This is a genomic window from Dokdonella ginsengisoli (assembly GCF_042652785.1).
GTDB lineage: Bacteria > Pseudomonadota > Gammaproteobacteria > Xanthomonadales > Rhodanobacteraceae > Dokdonella_A > Dokdonella_A ginsengisoli.
The window spans coordinates 325,887-342,616 of sequence record NZ_JBHSHD010000007.1 but is presented as its reverse complement, the minus strand read 5'-3'; the positions used below and the strand labels follow the sequence as shown (position 1 = coordinate 342,616).

The following is a 16,730-nucleotide window of genomic DNA, read 5'->3' as shown; positions in this document are numbered from 1 at the left end:
TGACCGACCAGAAGCTAGATCATTTCCGCGCGGTTGTTGCCACGAGGCGGTAACGGCGCGATAACGGTGCGGTAACGCCGATGAAAAAGGCGTCGGCCGCCACCATTTGGGGTGTTTCAGGATCTGAGACACGAGCGCGCAAAATAGATTTATGGCACTGGACACTTTTCATCCCGCCGTCGCGAACTGGTTCCGCGGCGCGTTCGCGGCGCCGACCCCGGCACAGATCGAGGCCTGGCCGGCGATCGCCTCCGGCCGGCACACGCTGATCGCCGCGCCGACCGGCTCGGGCAAGACCCTGGCCGCGTTCCTCGCCGCGATCGACGATCTGGTGCGGCGCGGCGTCGAGGGCGAGCTGCCGGACGAGACCGCCGTCGTCTACGTCTCGCCGCTGAAGGCGCTGTCCAACGACGTGCGCGTCAATCTCGAGGCGCCGCTGGCCGGCATCCGCGACGAGCTGCTGCGCCTGTGGCTGCCGGACGTGGAGATCCGCACGATGGTGCGCACCGGCGACACGCCGCAGGCCGAGCGCGACCGCATGAGGAAGCGCCCGCCGCACATCGTCGTGACCACGCCCGAATCGCTGTACGTGCTGCTCGGCTCCGAATCCGGCCGGCGCATGCTGTCGACCACGCGTTCGGTCATCGTCGACGAAATCCACGCCCTCGCACCGAACAAGCGCGGAGCGCATCTGGCGCTGTCGCTGGAGCGGCTCGACGCGCTGTGCGAGCGCCGCCTGGTGCGCATCGGTTTGTCGGCGACGCAGAAGCCGATCGCGGAAGTGGCGCGGTTCCTGGTCGGCGAAAGCGTCCCCCTTCCGCCCTCCGGGCACCTTTCCCCGCAGGCGGGGGAGGGGAAAGCAGAGTCTTCCTGTGTGGAATCCTTCCCCCGCGAGGCGGGCGAAGGCGCCGGCAGGCGGAAGGAGGAAATCTCCGCGACGCCCGGCGAACCGGACTGCGTCGTCGTCGACTCCGGCCACGTGCGCGCGCGCGACCTCGCGCTCGAATTGCCCGAAGCGCCGCTCGAAGCCGTGCTGTCCGGCGACCAGTGGGCGCAGGTCTACGCGCGGCTGGAGCAGCTGATCGGCGAACACCGCACCACGCTGATCTTCGTCAACACGCGGCGCATGGCCGAGCGCGCGGCGCGGCACCTGTCCGAGCGGCTGGGCAAGGAAAAGGTCACCGCGCACCACGGCAGCATGGCCAAGGAGCACCGCTTCGACGCCGAGCAGCGCTTGAAGCGCGGCGAGCTGAGCGCGCTGGTGGCGACCGCCTCGCTCGAGCTCGGCATCGACATCGGCGACGTCGACCTGGTCTGCCAGATCGGCTCGCCGCGTTCGATCGCCACCTTCCTGCAGCGCGTCGGCCGCGCCGGCCACCAGGTCGGCGGCGTGCCGAAGGGGCGGCTGTTTCCGCAGTCGCGCGACGAACTGGTCGAATGCGCGGCCCTGCTCGACGCGGTGCGCCGCGGCGAGCTGGACGCGCAGCACGTCGAACGCGCCGCGCTCGACGTGCTGGCGCAGCAGATCGTCGCCGAGGTCGCCTGCCGCGAATGGCGCGAGGACGAGCTGTTCGAACGCCTGCGTCACGCCTATCCGTACGCACAGCTCGCGCGCGAGGATTTCACCGCGGTCGTACGCATGCTCGCCGACGGCTTCACCACGCGGCGCGGCCCGCGCGCCTCGTACCTGCACCGCGACGCCGTCAACGGCGTGCTGCGCGCCAGCCGCGGCGCGCGCCTGACCGCGATCACCTCCGGCGGCGCGATCCCAGACACGGCCGACTACGAGGTCGTGCTGGAGCCGCAGGCGGCGATGGTCGGCACCGTCAACGAGGACTTCGCCGTCGAGAGCATGGCCGGCGACATCTTCCAGCTCGGCAATCATTCCTACCGCATCCTGCGCGTCGAGCGCGGCCGCGTGCGCGTGGAGGACGCGCAGGGCGCGCCGCCGTCGATTCCGTTCTGGCTCGGCGAGGCGCCGGGACGCAGCGACGAGCTGTCGGATTCCGTGTCGCGCCTGCGCGCGGAAATCTCCGACCGGCTGGATGGGAGCAGGGCTCGGGGCCGAGGGCTGAGGGCTGAAACAGCACTGGCGCCGCCGGCGTCGCCGGTTTTCCAGCCCTCAGCCCTGAGCCCTCAGCCCGCGATGCAATGGCTGATCGACGAGGTCGGCCTGGGCGAGCCCGCGGCGCGCCAGATCGTGGACTATCTCGGTTCGGCGAAGGTCGCGCTCGGCGTGCTGCCCACGCGCGGCGAGCTGGCGATGGAGCGCTTCTTCGACGAATCCGGCGGCTCGCAGCTGATCATCCATTCGCCCTACGGCAGCCGTGTCAACCGCGCCTGGGGTCTGGCCCTGCGCAAGCGCTTCTGCCGCAAGTTCAACTTCGAGCTGCAGGCCGCGGCGACCGAGGACGCGATCATCCTGTCGCTGTCGACCAGCCACAGCTTTCCGCTGGAGGAGGTCGCGCGCTACCTGCACTCCGGCTCGGTGCGCGACGTGCTCGTGCAGGCCCTGCTCGACGCGCCGATGTTCGGCGTGCGCTGGCGCTGGAATGCCACCGCCGCGCTGGCGCTGCCGCGTTTCCAGGGCGGCAGCAAGGTGCCGCCGCAGCTGCAGCGCATGAAAGCCGAGGACCTGCTCGCGACGGTGTTCCCCGACCAGGTCGCGTGCCTGGAGAACATCGTCGGCGAGCGGCAGATTCCCGACCATCCGCTGGTCGCGCAGACGCTGTACGACTGCCTGCACGGCGCGATGGACATCGACGGCCTGGTCGCGCTGCTGAAAGGGCTGGAGGAGGGCAGCGTGCGCGTGTTCGCGCGCGACCTGACCGCGCCGTCGCCGCTCGCCGCCGAGGTGCTCGGCGCGCGGCCGTACGCGTTCCTCGACGACGCGCCGCTGGAAGAACGCCGCACGCAGGCGGTGACGAGCCGGCGCTGGAGCGACATCGACAGCGCCGACGATCTCGGCCGCCTCGACGCCGACGCGATCGCCGCCGTGCGCGAGGAGGCCTGGCCGGAGGCGCGTTCCGCCGACGAACTGCACGCGGCGCTGCTCGGCGTCGCCTTCGTCACCGAGGCCGAGGCGCACGCGAACCACGACTGGGCGCCGTGGCTGGAAAGGCTCGCCGGCGATCGCCGCGTGACGCGAATCGCCGTCGAAGCCGCGCACGGGAACGGCGCCGGGTCGACGGCGCAGCGAGGGACGGCGGGCATCTGGATTCCCGCCGAACGCCTGCCGCAGTTCGCAGCGATCCTGCCCGAGGCAGGCAACGACCCGGCCGTCAGCGCGCCGGCCGAGTACGCCTGCGTCGCATGGACGCGCGAGGACGCGCTCGTCGACGTGCTGCGCGCGCGGCTGACCGCACTGGGTCCGACGCGCGCGAGCGAGATCGCCGCGTCGCTGGGCGTCGCGCAGGCGGACGTGGGCATCGCGCTGCTCGCGCTGGAGTCCGACGGCTTCGTCATGCGCGGCCACTACACGTCGTCACCTCTCCCACAAGCGGGAGAGGGAGAACAGCTGGCTGTGTGCGCTCCCTCCAAACCCGTCGAGCAGGAATGGTGCGAACGCCACCTGCTCGCGCGCATCCACCGCTACACCGTGCGGCGCCTGCGCCGCGAGATCGAGCCGGTCGAGCCGCGCGACTTCATGCGCTTCCTGTTCGAGTGGCAGCGCGTCGCGCCGGGTGCGCAGGTGCGCGGTCCGGATGCGCTGGCCGGCGTGCTGGCGCAGCTGGAAGGCTACGAGGCGCCGGCTTCGGCCTGGGAGGGCGAGATCCTGCCGGCGCGCATCGCCGACTACGAGATCGCCTGGCTCGATGCGCTGTGCACCGCCGGGCGCCTGGTGTGGACGCGCCTGCGCGGCCGCCGTGCGGGCGCCACCGAGCGCATCGCCGGCCCGGTGCGGGCGACGCCGGTCGTGCTGCTGCAGCGGCGCAACCTCGATACCTGGCTCGGTTTCGGCGGCCTCGAGCCGGGCGTGACGATCGCGCTGTCCTCGCGCGCGCAGGTCGTCGCGGACTACCTGCAGTCGCACGGCGCGTCGTTCTTCGACGAGCTGCTACACGGCACGCGCCTGCTGCACGTGCAGCTGGAGGAAGCGCTCGGCGAACTCGTCGCCTCCGGCCTCGTCAACGCCGACAGCTACAGCGGCCTGCGCGCACTGCTGCTGCCCTCGTCCAAGCGCGCGCCGACGCGTCGCCGGCACGGACGCCGCACGGCGCTGTTCGGCATCGAGGACGCCGGCCGCTGGTCGCTGGTGCGCCGCCGGCCCGCCGCCGAAGCTGCGCCGACCGCGCGCCACGGCGCCGATCCCGAGCGCGTCGAGCAGGTCGCGCGCACCTTGCTGACGCGCTACGGTGTGGTCTGCTGGCGCCTGCTCGCGCACGAGGCCGAATGGTTGCCGCCGTGGCGTGAACTGGTGCGCGTCTACCACCGGCTGGAGGCGCGCGGCGAGATCCGCGGCGGGCGCTTCGTGGCCGGCCTTTCCGGCGAACAGTTCGCCCTGCCCGAAGCGATCGCCGCATTGCGCGGCGTGCGCCAGCGCGCGCCCAACGACACCTGGGTGTGCCTGTGCGGCGCCGATCCGCTGAACCTGGTCGGCAGCCTGCTCGCCGGCGACAAGGTGCCGCGCCTGACCGGTTCGCGCGTGCTCTACCGCGACGGCGTGCCGGTGGCCAAGCGCGTCGCCGGCGAGGTCGTGCTGCTCGAGCACGGCGATGCAGGATTCGAGCAGGCCGCGCGCATGCGCCTGCTGCGCGGCGTCGAGCGCAGCGAAGCCGTGTTCTCGGACGAAGACGCCGAGTAGCCGTCGGGCGCACCAGGGAACGAGCGCTCTCGCCGCAAGGCTCCCGCGCCGCGCGTCACGTCGTCATCGCGGCGAGCAGCGGCGCGTGGTCGGACAGGTGCGACCGCGGACGCGCCGACAGCGCCTGCGCCGACGCGGCGCGCAGGTTGCGCAGGTAGATGCGGTCCACGGGCAGCAAAGGCCAACGCGAGGGGAAGGTCCGCGCAACGCGGCCGTGCAGATGCTCGAAGGCCTCGTGCAGGCCGCAGTCGGTCATGAGCCGGTGTCCGCGTACGCGCCAGTCGTTGAAGTCTCCGGCCACCACCAGCGGCGCGTCGGCGGGAATCTCCTCGCGCACGATCGCGCACAGCAGGCCGAGCTGGCGCCGGCGATGGGATTCGAGCAGGCCCAGATGGACGCAGATCGCGTGCAGCGGCGCGGCGGAATGTGGCAGGGGCAGCACGCAGTGCAGCAGGCCGCGCTGCTCGTGGCCCTGCACCGAGACGTCGCGGTTTTCCTGCGACAGGATCGGGAACTTGGACAGCAGCGCATTGCCCTGATGACCTTCGCAATAGGCGGCGTTGCGGCCGTAGGCGTGCTGGCTCCAGATCGTGTCGGCTAGGTATTCGTACTGCGATCCCTCGGGCCAGTCGCGGTGCCGGCGCGAAGGGCCGGCGTGCGCGCCGAGCACCTCCTGCAGGAACACCACGTCGGCCGACACCGTGCGGATCGCTTCGCGCAGCTGCGGCAGGACGAAGCGGCGCTTGAGCAGGTCCAGGCCCATGTGCAGGTTGAGGGTGAGGACGTTGAATGCGGACATCGGCGTGCGGCCCTCCGGCGATCGACTATCGCCGCTGCCGGCTGGCATGGGTATGAACGAAGGTGCCGGAACGCGGCGTTGCGTTGGGCGGCGCTTCACCTCGCGTCCGGTGCGGCGGCCGCGCGCGCGCGACCGGCGTCGACGCGGCCATCTCCGGCGCAACCGTCTTCGGAGCATCCATCTTCAAACGGGCCGCGAATCGGCTCATAGTGTGCGCCCCGCACGCGAGGCCAGCGCCGTGAACGCCGTGGTGACGTCCAATCCGGTTCCCGCCGCCCGGTCGGAACTGTCGTTCTGGCCGCTGCAGATCGCCGGATGGCTCGGCTATTTCGCCCTCAACTTCACCGCCGCGATGGGCGACGGCAAGCCGCTGCACTACGTGATCGCCTCGGCGGCCGTCGCGGTCTGCGGCTTCCTCGTCACCAGCGTGCTGCGCCTGGGCTACCGGCGCCTGTGGCCGCTGTCGGTGCCGCGCATGGCCGCCGGCGCGGCGGCGATGCTGGTGCTCGCCACGCTGGTGCAGATGAAGCTCTACGTGGCGATCGTGTTCCGCTGGTGCGACGACTGCGAACTGCACAGCGTATTCGGCTACCTCTGGTACTTCGCCTCGATGTTCTACCTGCTTCTGTCGTGGAGCGGGCTGTATTTCGGCATCAAGTTCGCGCGGCAGTCGCAGCAGCAGAAGGAGGCCGCGCTGCGCGCGCAGAACATCGCCCACGCGGCGCAGCTGAAGATGCTGCGCTACCAGCTCAATCCGCATTTCCTGTTCAACACGCTCAACGCGATATCGACCCTGGTGCTCGACGACCGCCGCGACACCGCCTACCGCATGGTCGGCAGCCTGTCGGCCTTCCTGCGTCATTCGCTGGACGCCGATCCGGAGCAGCGCGTGACGCTGGCGCAGGAGGTCGAGGCGCTGGAACTCTACCTCGGCATCGAGCAGCTGCGTTTCGGCGAACGGCTGAAGGTGGTGATGGACGTCGAGCCCGCCGCGCGCGAGGCGCTGGTGCCGAGCCTGATCCTGCAGCCGCTGATCGAGAACGCGATCAAGTACGCCGTGTCCCGGCGCGAGGAGGGCGCCTGCATCGAACTCGTCGCCAGGCGCGAGGACGACCCGGCCGGCGCGGCGTGGCTCGACCTGCACCTGCGCGACGACGGCCCGGGTTACGTCGAAGCCGAGGCGGCGCCGAACGGCCACGCCCGCGTGGGCCTGGCCAACACGCGCGAACGCCTGCGCGTGCTCTACGGCGAGCGCCAGACCTTCGAGATCGGCGAGCGCCGCCCGCACGGCGTCGACGTGCACATCCGCCTGCCGTTCGAGGCGGCGTGATGGCTGCGATCCGCACCCTCATCGTCGACGACGAGCCGCTGGCGCGGCGCGGCCTGGAACTGCGCCTGCGCCGCTACGCCGACGTCGAGATCGTCGGCGAGGCCGGCAACGGCCGCGAGGCCTTCCACGCCGTGTCGCGGCTGCGTCCGCAGCTGATGTTCCTCGACGTGCAGATGCCCGGCGTCGACGGTTTCGAGCTGCTGCGCGCGTTGCCGGCGACGCAGATCCCGCTGACCGTGTTCGTCACCGCCTACGACCAGTACGCGCTGGCCGCCTTCGCCGCCAGCGCGCTGGACTACCTGCTCAAGCCGGTCGACGACGCGCGGCTGGACGAGTCGATCGAACGCGCGCGCACGCGCCTGGCCGCGCGCAAGACCGAAGACCACTACGAGCGCCTGCTCAAGGTGATCGCGACCCTGCCGGCGTCGGCGCGGTCGACGTTCGAGGTCGTGCTCGCCGACGAGGCCGACGCGCCCTGCGGCGACAAGCTGACGATCAAGGACGGCCATCGCCTGCTGCGCATCGACGTCGACTCGATCCGCTGGATCGACGCCGCCGGCGACTACATGTGCATCCACGCCGGCGAGTCGACCCACGTGCTGCGCGGCACGATGCAGCAGCTCGAGCGCCGCCTCGACCCGCGCCGCTTCGCGCGCGTGCACCGCTCCAGCATCGTCAACCTCGCGCGCGTGCGCGAGATGCGGCCGCACCTCAACGGCGAGTATTTCCTCGTGCTCGATTCCGGCCACGAACTCAAGCTGTCGCGCAGCTACCGCGAGAAGGTGAAGCTGCTCACCTGACGGCGTTCCGGCGCACGCCCGAGCCTCGCACGCCGCAGGGACAACGCTTCGTCGCGGCGGCAGAACGCTTCGTCGCAGGCGGCTAAACCTTCGCCGCGGATTTCCCGTCTGATCCCCCGGCGCGCGATGGCCCGGCGCGGAGCATGGGGAACAGTCGGTGAAACTCGTCGAAGCCTCGCTGAAGAATCCGGTCGCGGTCGGCATGGCGGTCCTGCTGGTCTGCCTGCTCGGTTTCATGAGCCTGCGCCAGCTGCCGCTGCAGCTGTTTCCCGACATCGACCGGCCGCAGATCTCGATCCAGACCAACTGGCGCGCGGCCTCGCCGGAGGAGGTCGAGGCCGAGCTGCTCGAGCCGCAGGAGCAGGTGCTGCAGGGACTGCCGGGGCTGGAGGAACTGGACGGCAACGCCGCCTCCGGCGGCAGCAACGTCAACCTGACCTTCGCGATCGGCACCGACATGAAGAACGCGCTGGTCGAGGTGATCGGCCGGCTCAACCGCGTGCGTTCGATCCCCAAGGACGCCGACCGCCCGGTGGTGCAGATGGGCGGCAACGCCGGCGGCGCGAACAGCGTGCTGAGCTGGTTCTTCGTGCAGCTGCTGCCCGGCACGCCCGGAAAGATCGAGGAATACCGCCGGCTGATCGAGAACACGGTCAAGCCGCGCATCGAGGCGGTGCCCGGCGTGGCGCAGGTGATCGTCAACGCCGGCCCGCCGGACGAGGTGCGCATCACCGTGGACGCGGCCAAGGCGGCGAGCCTGGGCGTGTCGATCTCCGACATCGCCGCGCGCGCCGCGGCGGCGGCCGACGTCTCCGGCGGCCAGGTCGACGTCGGCCGCCAGCAGTACCGGCTGCGCTACACCGGGCGCTACACCCCCGAGCAGCTCGGCGCGCTGGTGCTGTCGTCCAACGCCGACAAGACCGTGCACCTGGGCGACGTCGCCACCATCGAGGTGCGTCCGCCGCGGCGCCAGCTCTTCGCCTACCAGAACGGCAATCCGGCGATCGGCCTGCAGGTCGACAAGGTCAGCGGCGCCAACGTGCTGGAGACGCTCAACGCGGTGAAGAAGGTCGTCGCCGAACTGCGCGACGGTCCGCTCAAGGCGCGCGGGCTGGGCATCGAGCAGTCGTTCGACTCGTCGTTGTTCATCAACCGCGCGGTGCACCTGCTCAGCGAGAACCTGATCGTCGGCGCGCTGCTGTCCCTGCTGTGCGTGTGGTGGTTCATGCGCGACGCGCGCGCCACGGTGCTGATCGCGGCGACGATTCCGGTGTGCCTGCTCGCCACCTTCACCGTGCTGCACCTGAGCGGACACACGCTCAACGTGATCTCGCTGGCCGGCCTCGCGTTCGCGGTCGGCATGGTGGTCGAAGGCGCGATCGTGGTGTCGGGCAACATCCTGCGCCTGAAGGAGGGCGGCGTGACGCCGTACGAGGCGGCGCTGACCGGCACGCAGCAGGTCGTCGGCGCGCTGGTCGCCTCGACCATCACCACCGTGGCGGTGTTCCTGCCGGTGGTGTTCCTGCGCGACGTCGAAGGGCAGATCTTTTCCGATCTCGCGCTGACCATCTCGATCGCCGTGGCGATTTCCGTCGTCGTCGCGATCACCGCCCTGCCGGCGGCGGCGAGCTGGCTCAAGGCGAAGAAGCTCAAGTCCGGCTACGGCGACGGCTGGCCGTGGCTGACCGACCGCATCATGGCCTGGACCGACACGCGGCCCAGGCAGATCGGCTGGGTGCTGGCCCTGCTCGTGCTGCCGCTGGCGGCCACGTTCGCCTTCGTGCCGCGCCTGGACTACCTGCCGCCGGTCAAGCGCGCGGCGATCGACGCCTATTTCAACTTCCCGCCGGGCATGCCGCCCGAGGCGGTCAACCGCGAGATCGTGCCGGCGATCCTCGAACGCATGAAGCCGTACATGGACGGCACCAGGCAGCCGCAGCTGAAGAACTGGTACGTGATCATCTATCCCGGCGGCGGCAACATCGGCGCGCGCGTGGTCGACGAGAGCCGCATCGGCGAGCTGGAACGCATCGTGCGCGAGGAGATCACGGTCGGCTTTCCCGACACGCGCGTGTTCACCGAGGAGGGCAACCTGTTCGGCGGCTTCGGCGGCTCCGCGCGCGCGGTGTCGATCCACCTGCAGGGCGAGGACGCGGCCGAGCTGTACCGGGTCGCCGACGCCGGGCGCCGGCTGCTCGAGACGAAATTCCTCGGCGCCAACGTGCAGGCGTTCCCGCCGACCGACGCGGCGCAGCTGGAACTGCGCGCGGTGCCGGACGACCGCCGCATCGCCGAGGCCGGCTGGGATCGCGTCGCGCTCGGCGACATCGTGCGCACGCTCGGCGACGGCGCCTGGCTCGGCGAGTACTTCGACGGCGAGCGGCGCGTGCCGGTGATCCTGCGCGCCAGCGCCGGGCAGACGCCGGAGGAACTGGCGCAGACGCCGATCGTCGCGCCGGACGGCAAGGTGGTGACGGTCGGCGAGATGGTGCGCCTGGAAACGGCGCTGGGACCTTCGCAGATCCGCCGCCTCGATCACCGCCGCACGGTCACGCTGACGATGGACCCGCCGGCGACGCTCGCGCTCGAAACCGCGCTGGCGACGATCGAGCGCGACGTGCTGCCGACGCTGCGCAGCGAGTTCCCCGACGGCACGATCCGCCTGGCCGGCAGCGCCGACCGCCTCGGCCGCATCGTCGGCACCATCGGCAACAACTTCCTGCTCGCGCTGTTCGTGCTCGGCCTGCTGATGGCGGCGATGTTCAAGTCGCTGCGCTACGCGCTGATCGTGGTGCTGACGGTGCCGCTGGCGCTGATCGGCGGCATGCTCGGGCTGCGCGTGCTCGGCCTGTTCGCGTTCCAGCCGCTCGACCTGCTGTCGATGATCGGCTTCATCATGATGGTCGGCGTGGTGGTCAACCACGCGATCTTGCTGGTCGACCTGACGCGCCACGCGCAGGCGCACGGCGCGGCGCTGTCCGAGGCGATCCGCATGTCGCTGAACCAGCGTCTGCGCGCGATCCTCGCCTCGACCCTGACCGGCGCCCTCGGCGCGTTGCCGATGGCGGTCAACCCCGGCCCCGGCAGCGTGATCTACCGCGGCCTTGCCGCGGTCAACGTCGGCGGCGTGGTGATCAGCCTGATCTTCTCGCTGCTGCTGATGCCGAGCCTGATGCGGCTGTTCTTCGAGCGCGGCAGCCGGCGCGAAGCGGCGCCGCTGCCGGCGCCGCAGGCCGAGCGCCCGCGGCTGGTCGGAGCGGAAGCCGCATGAGCCACGACACCGGGAGAAGATTCATGGAAAGACGCATGCGACCACTAGCCGCCCTCCAGCTCGCCCTGGGGCTCGCGTTCGCCGCGAGCGCCGGCGCACAGACCGATGCCGGCACGCTGCGTGCGATCGAGGCGACCGCGTACGACTACATCGACGGCCAGCTGGAAGGCGATGCCGCGCGCGTGGCGCGTTCGCTGCATCCGGATCTGGCCAAGCGCAACGTCGCGTCCGCGGCACCGTACGAAACGCTCGGCCTCGGCCGCATGACGTCCGACGAGCTGATCGGCCTGACCCGCAAGGGCGCGCTGAAGACGCCGCGCGAGCAGTGGCAGCGGTCGGTCGAGGTGCTGCGGGTCGATCAGGACGTTGCCACCGTGCGGCTGGAGAGCCCGTGGTTCGTCGATCACCTGCAGATGGGCCGGTTCGGCGATCGATGGGTGATCGTGAACGCGCTCTGGCATCGCAAGCCGCGCCAATGATTCGTTCGACGCGCATGCCTTTTCCCCGGGACGAAACCATGAAGACGATAGTCGCGAGCGCATTCCTCGGCCTGCTCTGCGTTGCCGCACAGGCGCAGACCGCACCGGCGCCGGCCGCGGTGGTGGAGATCGGCCAGGCCGTCGCGTCGAAGCTCGCGCCCACGCGCTGGGTGCCCGGCAGCGTGGTCAGCCGCGACGACGCGAAGATCGCCAGCGCGGAGGCCGGGCGCCTGGATTTCGTCGCCGAGGTCGGCACGCGCGTGAAGGCCGGCGAACGGCTGGCCAAGATCGACGATCGCGCCCTGCATCTGCGCCGCGAGGAGCTGCTCGCTGAACTGCGCCGCACCGAGGCCAGGCAGGCGCTGTCGAAGACCCAGCTCGAACGCCTGCGCAAGCTCGAGGCCAGCAGCGCGATCGCGCGCGCGCAGCTCGACGAAGCGGTGGCGACCCTGGAAACCGATGCGCAGACCGCGGCGCGTGCGCGCGCGCAGCTGCGCCAGGTGGAATACGACATCAGCCAGGCCGACGTGCGCGCGCCGTTCTCCGGCCTCGTCACCGAGCGCTACGCGCAGCGCGGCGAGTACCTGCAGGTCGGCGCGAACATCGTGCATTTCGTCGACACCGAGCGCATCGAGGCGCGCGTGCAGGCGCCGCTCGCGCTCGCCGACAAGGTTCGCGCGGGCATGCAGGTCGGCCTGCGCGCCGGCGGCGTGGAGCAGACCGCGACCGTGCGCGCGGTGGTTCCGGTCGGCGACGAGCGCGCGCGCCAGTTCGAGCTGCGCGTCGGCGTCGATCCCGCGCTGGCGCTGGTCGGCAGCGCGGTCGAGGTCGCCCTGCCCGAGACGGCGGCGGCAGCCGAGGCGGCGCTCGCCGTGCCACGTGACGCACTCGTGCGGCGGCCGGACCGCACCTACGTCATGCGCATCTCCGGCGACAACAAGGCCGAGCCGATCGCGGTGACCACCGGCACCAGCAGCGGCGACCTCGTCGAGGTGCGCGGCGCGCTCAGCGTCGGCGATCGCCTGGTGGTGCGCGGTGCGGAACGCCTGAGCGCCGGGCAGGCCGTGTCGGTCCGCTCGGGCAGCTGACCGCGAAGGAGGGCGGTCCGCTGCGCCGGCTCGCGGCCGCGCGCAGACCGAAATCCGGCTCGGCGATTCCGCCCGATCAGGGCTGGCGGCCGAGCCGGTCGAGCACGGACTGCGCCGCCTGCAGCGCCTGCGCGCAGCGCTCCGGCTCCTGCTCCGCGATGCTGCGGATCGCCGAGGCGAGGACCTGCAGGTCCCGTTCGACGGATTGCATCCAGGCTTCCTGCACGTGCTTGCTCACGGTCATCGGCATTTCGCGGTCCTCGGGAGGGTGATCGGCGGCGACGTCGCGGCGGCGCCTGTGCCGGGAATGATGCGCCTGCCGGAGCGCAGTCTTCATGAAAGGGAAATCTTCTTCAAAATCTGTGCCGCCGATGATTGAAATGTGATATCCATCACGGAACTGGATATATTGCGGCCACCGCAGTCGAGCACGAGCGCATGCGCCTTCCGTTCTTCAAGGAAGCTGGGAGCGATCAGGCACCCCGCGCCGGAAGTCCGCCCCCGAGCAGCGCCATCGACTTTCCCGTCCAGTTCCGCCCCCGGCTCGTTCCCGGCCTCCGGCACTGCCACGCCAGCGCGCACGAGGCGATGCGCTCGCTGCTGGACCGCTGCCGCGCCGGCCACACGGACGAGGCGGTCGCGCGCATGCGCTTCTTCGCCGAGGTCTTCCGCCGCGCCGGGCTGGCCAAGAGCGTCCATCTCTATCCGTACCTGCGCTGGGCGCTGCGGAACGACGTCTCGGCGACGATGCAGCTGCGCGCGATCCATCGCAGCGTCGATCTCGCCTCGACCCAGGTGGAGGCGACCATGAGCGCCTATCTCGAAGCGCCGTGGGGACCGCTGCAGCGCAGGCGCTTCGTTCGCGACGTGGCCGCCGCGGCGCGGACCTTCGTGCAGATCGTGCGCGAGGAGGAGGCGTCGGTCTTCCCGCTGTACCTGCCGCCGGGGCAGTACAAATTCGTCGGCTGGGAGCGGTCTTCCGCCTAGACGATCACTTGCGGCGCAGGCGTTCGAAGGAGAAGAGCCCGGCGCACGGATGCCGGCGGCCGGCGAGCGAGGCGGTGATCAGCTCCGCGCCGATCAGGCTGTAGGTGATGCCGTTGCCGCCGTAGGCCATCGCGAAGTGCACGCGCGGTCCGTGCTGCTCGTGCGGACCGAAGAACGGCAGGCCGTCCTTCGTCTCGGCGAAGGTGCCGGCCCAGGCGAACGACGGATCGAGGGTGAGTCCCGGAAACAGCGCGCCGGCCTTTCTGGCCAGTTTCGCGGCCTTCTTGTGCACGCGGGCGTCCCTGCGCGCGGGAATGTCGAGCCAGTCGTCCTCCCCGCCGACCAGCAGGCGGCGATCGGCGGTGCTGCGCACGTACAGGTACGGCCGCGAGGATTCCCACAGCAGGCACGACTCCAGCGGACCCAGCGCCTGCGGCACCGGATCGGTGATGAAGGCGTAGCTGCTGCGGTTGCTCGCCACCTTCTGCGCGATGTGCTGCTGCGTCTCGTAGCCGCCGGCGATCACCAGATGGCGGCAGCGCACGTTCGCGTTCGTCGCGGTGCGCACCTGCACCTTGCCGCGGCCGGGCGAGAATTCCGCCATCGGCGTGCGATCGAACACGCCGCCGCCGCTGCGCACGATGGCCGCCAGCAGCCGGTGGGTGAGCTGGTAGGGATCCACCTGCGCCGCGACGGAGGTCAGGATTGCCGCCGGCGCGTCGAAGCCGAATTCGCGGCGCACGTCCTCCGCTTCCAGCAGGCGCACGTCGAAGCCGTTCGAGCGGCGCAGCTCGGCCTCGCGCCGCAGCCGGAACTGGTGATGCCACCTTCCGGCGTAGTAGAGGCTGCGCCGGTCCTGGAACTCCACGCCGCGGAAGCGCCGCGCGATGCGCCGCAGCGACGCGATCGCCTTCTCGCAGGCGCGGTAGGCCAGCACGGCGTCCTCGCGGCCGTACATTTCCACGAGGTCCTGCAGCTCGGTGTCGATTTCGTACTGCAGAAGGGCGGTGCTGGCCGAGGTGCTGCCCCAGCCGGCCTCGCGGCGATCGATGACGCAGACCGCGTGACCGGCCTGCTGCAGATGCCATGCGACGAGCGCGCCGGTGATACCCGCGCCGACCACCAGGACGTCGCAATCGACGTCCTCCCTCAGCGCCGGGTAGTCGCCGAGCAGGCCGTTCTTGACGGTCCAGTAGGGATATCCGCTGCTCAGGTCCATCCGCTGTTCCGTGCCGCCGCGTCTGTGGGACAGCATAGAACCTCGCTTGCGGCCGCCGGAAGCGGCGACGTCCGCGATCGGGCGTGATCTGCGGCCGCACGCCGTTGCGTACTGAGGCGCGAGCCCGATTCAGCAAGGAGCCCTCATGGTCATCGCCGCACTCGTCATCGTCGCCACGCTCGCGATCTACGTCGTCGGCTGGCGTCACGGCTACGCCGCCGGCGGCCAGCCGCGCCGGCGCAGGACGGATTGATCCGCACGCTCGCGGCACAATCCCAAGGCCTGAGACGGCGCAGGCCGATGCTCCGCGCCCCAGCTCAGGAGGCGCTATGCAGACGATCTACGTGGTGGAGACCTACAAGGCCGTGGAAGGCCACCTGTGGCCCGAGCGCGCCGTGATCTGCCGCAGCGACCAGGACGCGATCGGCCGCGCGCGGCTACTGTCGGAGAGTTCGGCGGGCGTGATCGCCTACAGCCAGTTCGTCGATCCGGACGCGGGCGACTACGAGCAGCCGGTGATTCTGGCGCGGTACGGGGAGGTGCCGTAGCCGAGCAACGTGCGGCGTTCGGAAGGCAGCGAACGTCGGGCAATAAAAAACCCCGCCGCGAGGCGGGGTTCAGGACTTCGGCGAACTTCCGCGGAAATCGAATTGGTGGAGGCGGGGGGAATTGAACCCCCGTCCGAAGGCGCTCCGCGCCCGGCGCTACATGCTTGTCACGCTGTTCGATCTCGTCCTGCGGCAACACAGCGTGCCAGGCGCACCGCAGGACCAGCCTCTAGGTTTTAGCTGTCAGCCGAAAGGCGCCGGCTTCGAGCGATCCCGTGATGATGACCCTACATCCACGAGCACAGGCACAAGTGGGTTCGGGGCTAGGCCTTAAGCGGCCAGAGCGTAGACGTCGTCGTTCGCGTCTAGGTTTTTTGCCACCGGATTAACGAGGAAGATGACGCCCTCGGCATGCTCCAAGCTACTTTGCGTCCCCCGTCGAAACCATGTCGCCCCCGGGGGATCGACATGTTGGGGCCGCGGCTGCGGCAAATCAAGCCCGTTCTGAAGCCGACGCCCGCGCGCGATTCAGGTCCGCGCGATGCTACCCTGCGCGCCCTCATGGACCAGCCCGCCACCGAAGAACGTTTCCGCGGCATCGATCGCCTGTACGGCGCCGGCAGCGTCGCGCGGCTCGCGCGCGCGCACGTGTGCGTGATCGGCATCGGCGGCGTCGGCTCGTGGGCGGTGGAGGCGCTGGCGCGCAGCGGGGTGGGGCGCCTGACGATCATCGACGCCGACGAGGTCTGCGTCAGCAACACGAACCGGCAGCTGCACGCGCTCGACGGCGAGTACGGGCGGCCGAAGGTGGCGGTGATGGCGGCGCGTGCGCGCGCGATCCATCCCGCCATCGCGGTCGATGCGGTCGAGGAGTTCGTCACGCCGTCCAATCTCGAGCGCATGCTCGATCGCGACTACGATCTCGTCCTCGACTGCTGCGACGCGTTCCGCGTGAAGGTCGAGCTGATCGCGTGGTGCCGGCGGCGCAAGCGGCCGCTGATCACCGTCGGCTCCGCCGGCGGGCGCACCGATCCGACCCTGATCGCCGTGCGCGACCTGTCCAAGACCGAGCACGACGCGCTGCTCGCGCTGGTGCGCAAGAAGCTGCGCGAGGAGTTCAACTTCCCGCGCGGCCCGAAGCGCTACTTCGGCGTGCAGGCGGTGTATTCGCGCGAGAACGTGCGCTATCCGCAGGCCGACGGCAGCGTCTGCGGCACGCGCCCGGCCGGTGGCGATTCGTTCAAGCTCGACTGCGGCGGCGGCCTCGGCGCGGCCACGCACGTGACTGCGGCGTTCGCCTTCGCTGCGGTGTCGCGTACGCTCGAACGCCTGTTGCGGCCGCCGAGCGCGGGCTGAAAGCCGCGCGCATCCGTGCTGCAATCGCGCCGCTGATGTGGCGGATGGA

Annotated in this window: 12 protein-coding genes and 1 other RNA gene; 9 read left to right on the top strand and 4 right to left on the bottom strand. The window is 70.7% G+C overall.

Going from position 1 to position 16,730, the window contains the following annotated elements; genetic code table 11:
* Positions 1–151 precede the first annotated feature (151 nt).
* Complete coding sequence (locus ACFO6Q_RS09115) at positions 152–4,804, top strand: DEAD/DEAH box helicase (protein ID WP_380020339.1); 4,653 nt, start codon at positions 152–154, stop codon at positions 4,802–4,804.
* Positions 4,805–4,859: 55 nt separating this feature from the next.
* Here ACFO6Q_RS09115 and ACFO6Q_RS09110 read toward each other — a convergent pair whose 3' ends face one another.
* Entirely contained in the window at positions 4,860–5,603 is a 744-nt protein-coding gene (locus ACFO6Q_RS09110) for an endonuclease/exonuclease/phosphatase family protein (RefSeq protein WP_380020338.1), read from the bottom strand.
* A gap of 238 nt (positions 5,604–5,841) precedes the next feature.
* Between ACFO6Q_RS09110 and ACFO6Q_RS09105 the strand changes: the two genes are divergently transcribed.
* The 5 genes from ACFO6Q_RS09105 to ACFO6Q_RS09085 all read left to right on the top strand — a co-directional run bounded on the left by ACFO6Q_RS09105 (position 5,842) and on the right by ACFO6Q_RS09085 (position 12,571).
* Positions 5,842–6,933 carry a sensor histidine kinase gene (locus ACFO6Q_RS09105; RefSeq protein ID WP_380020337.1) on the top strand — a complete coding sequence of 364 codons (1,092 nt, stop codon included), beginning with the start codon at positions 5,842–5,844 and terminating at the stop codon, positions 6,931–6,933.
* Positions 6,933–7,733 carry a LytR/AlgR family response regulator transcription factor gene (locus ACFO6Q_RS09100; protein WP_380020336.1) on the top strand — a complete coding sequence of 267 codons (801 nt, stop codon included), beginning with the start codon at positions 6,933–6,935 and terminating at the stop codon, positions 7,731–7,733. Before ACFO6Q_RS09105 ends, ACFO6Q_RS09100 begins: the two co-directional genes overlap by 1 nt.
* Before the next feature lie 157 nt (positions 7,734–7,890).
* A complete protein-coding gene (locus tag ACFO6Q_RS09095; protein WP_380020335.1) occupies positions 7,891–11,004 on the top strand; it encodes an efflux RND transporter permease subunit in 3,114 nt (1,037 codons plus the stop codon).
* The gene (locus ACFO6Q_RS09090) at positions 11,001–11,483 is read left to right on the top strand and encodes a nuclear transport factor 2 family protein (RefSeq protein WP_380020334.1); all 483 of its coding nucleotides are present in this window, start codon (positions 11,001–11,003) and stop codon (positions 11,481–11,483) included. The genes ACFO6Q_RS09095 and ACFO6Q_RS09090 overlap by 4 nt, the downstream gene beginning before the upstream one ends.
* 38 nt (positions 11,484–11,521) lie before the next feature.
* The gene (locus ACFO6Q_RS09085) at positions 11,522–12,571 is read left to right on the top strand and encodes an efflux RND transporter periplasmic adaptor subunit (protein WP_380020333.1); all 1,050 of its coding nucleotides are present in this window, start codon (positions 11,522–11,524) and stop codon (positions 12,569–12,571) included.
* A 76-nt stretch (positions 12,572–12,647) separates the two neighbouring features.
* Here ACFO6Q_RS09085 and ACFO6Q_RS09080 read toward each other — a convergent pair whose 3' ends face one another.
* Positions 12,648–12,908, bottom strand: a complete 261-nt coding sequence (locus ACFO6Q_RS09080; protein WP_380020332.1) for a hypothetical protein — start codon at positions 12,906–12,908, stop codon at positions 12,648–12,650.
* Between the two features lie 251 nt (positions 12,909–13,159).
* Between ACFO6Q_RS09080 and ACFO6Q_RS09075 the strand changes: the two genes are divergently transcribed.
* Positions 13,160–13,558, top strand: coding sequence for a hypothetical protein (locus tag ACFO6Q_RS09075; protein ID WP_380020331.1), 399 nt, complete (start codon positions 13,160–13,162; stop codon positions 13,556–13,558).
* A 4-nt stretch (positions 13,559–13,562) separates the two neighbouring features.
* On the opposite strand, the gene ACFO6Q_RS09070 is transcribed toward ACFO6Q_RS09075, so the two are convergent.
* Complete coding sequence (locus tag ACFO6Q_RS09070; protein ID WP_380020330.1) at positions 13,563–14,777, bottom strand: NAD(P)/FAD-dependent oxidoreductase; 1,215 nt, start codon at positions 14,775–14,777, stop codon at positions 13,563–13,565.
* Between the two features lie 329 nt (positions 14,778–15,106).
* On the opposite strand from ACFO6Q_RS09070, the gene ACFO6Q_RS09065 reads away from it, so the two are divergent.
* Positions 15,107–15,325 carry a hypothetical protein gene (locus tag ACFO6Q_RS09065; protein ID WP_380020329.1) on the top strand — a complete coding sequence of 73 codons (219 nt, stop codon included), beginning with the start codon at positions 15,107–15,109 and terminating at the stop codon, positions 15,323–15,325.
* A gap of 103 nt (positions 15,326–15,428) precedes the next feature.
* Here ACFO6Q_RS09065 and ssrA read toward each other — a convergent pair.
* Positions 15,429–15,782, bottom strand: a transfer-messenger RNA (tmRNA) gene (gene ssrA / locus ACFO6Q_RS09060).
* A gap of 104 nt (positions 15,783–15,886) precedes the next feature.
* Here ssrA and tcdA point away from each other — a divergent pair.
* Positions 15,887–16,681 (top strand): tRNA cyclic N6-threonylcarbamoyladenosine(37) synthase TcdA, encoded by a 795-nt coding sequence (gene tcdA, locus ACFO6Q_RS09055; protein WP_380020328.1) that lies wholly within the window; start codon positions 15,887–15,889, stop codon positions 16,679–16,681.
* Positions 16,682–16,730: the final 49 nt, after the last annotated feature.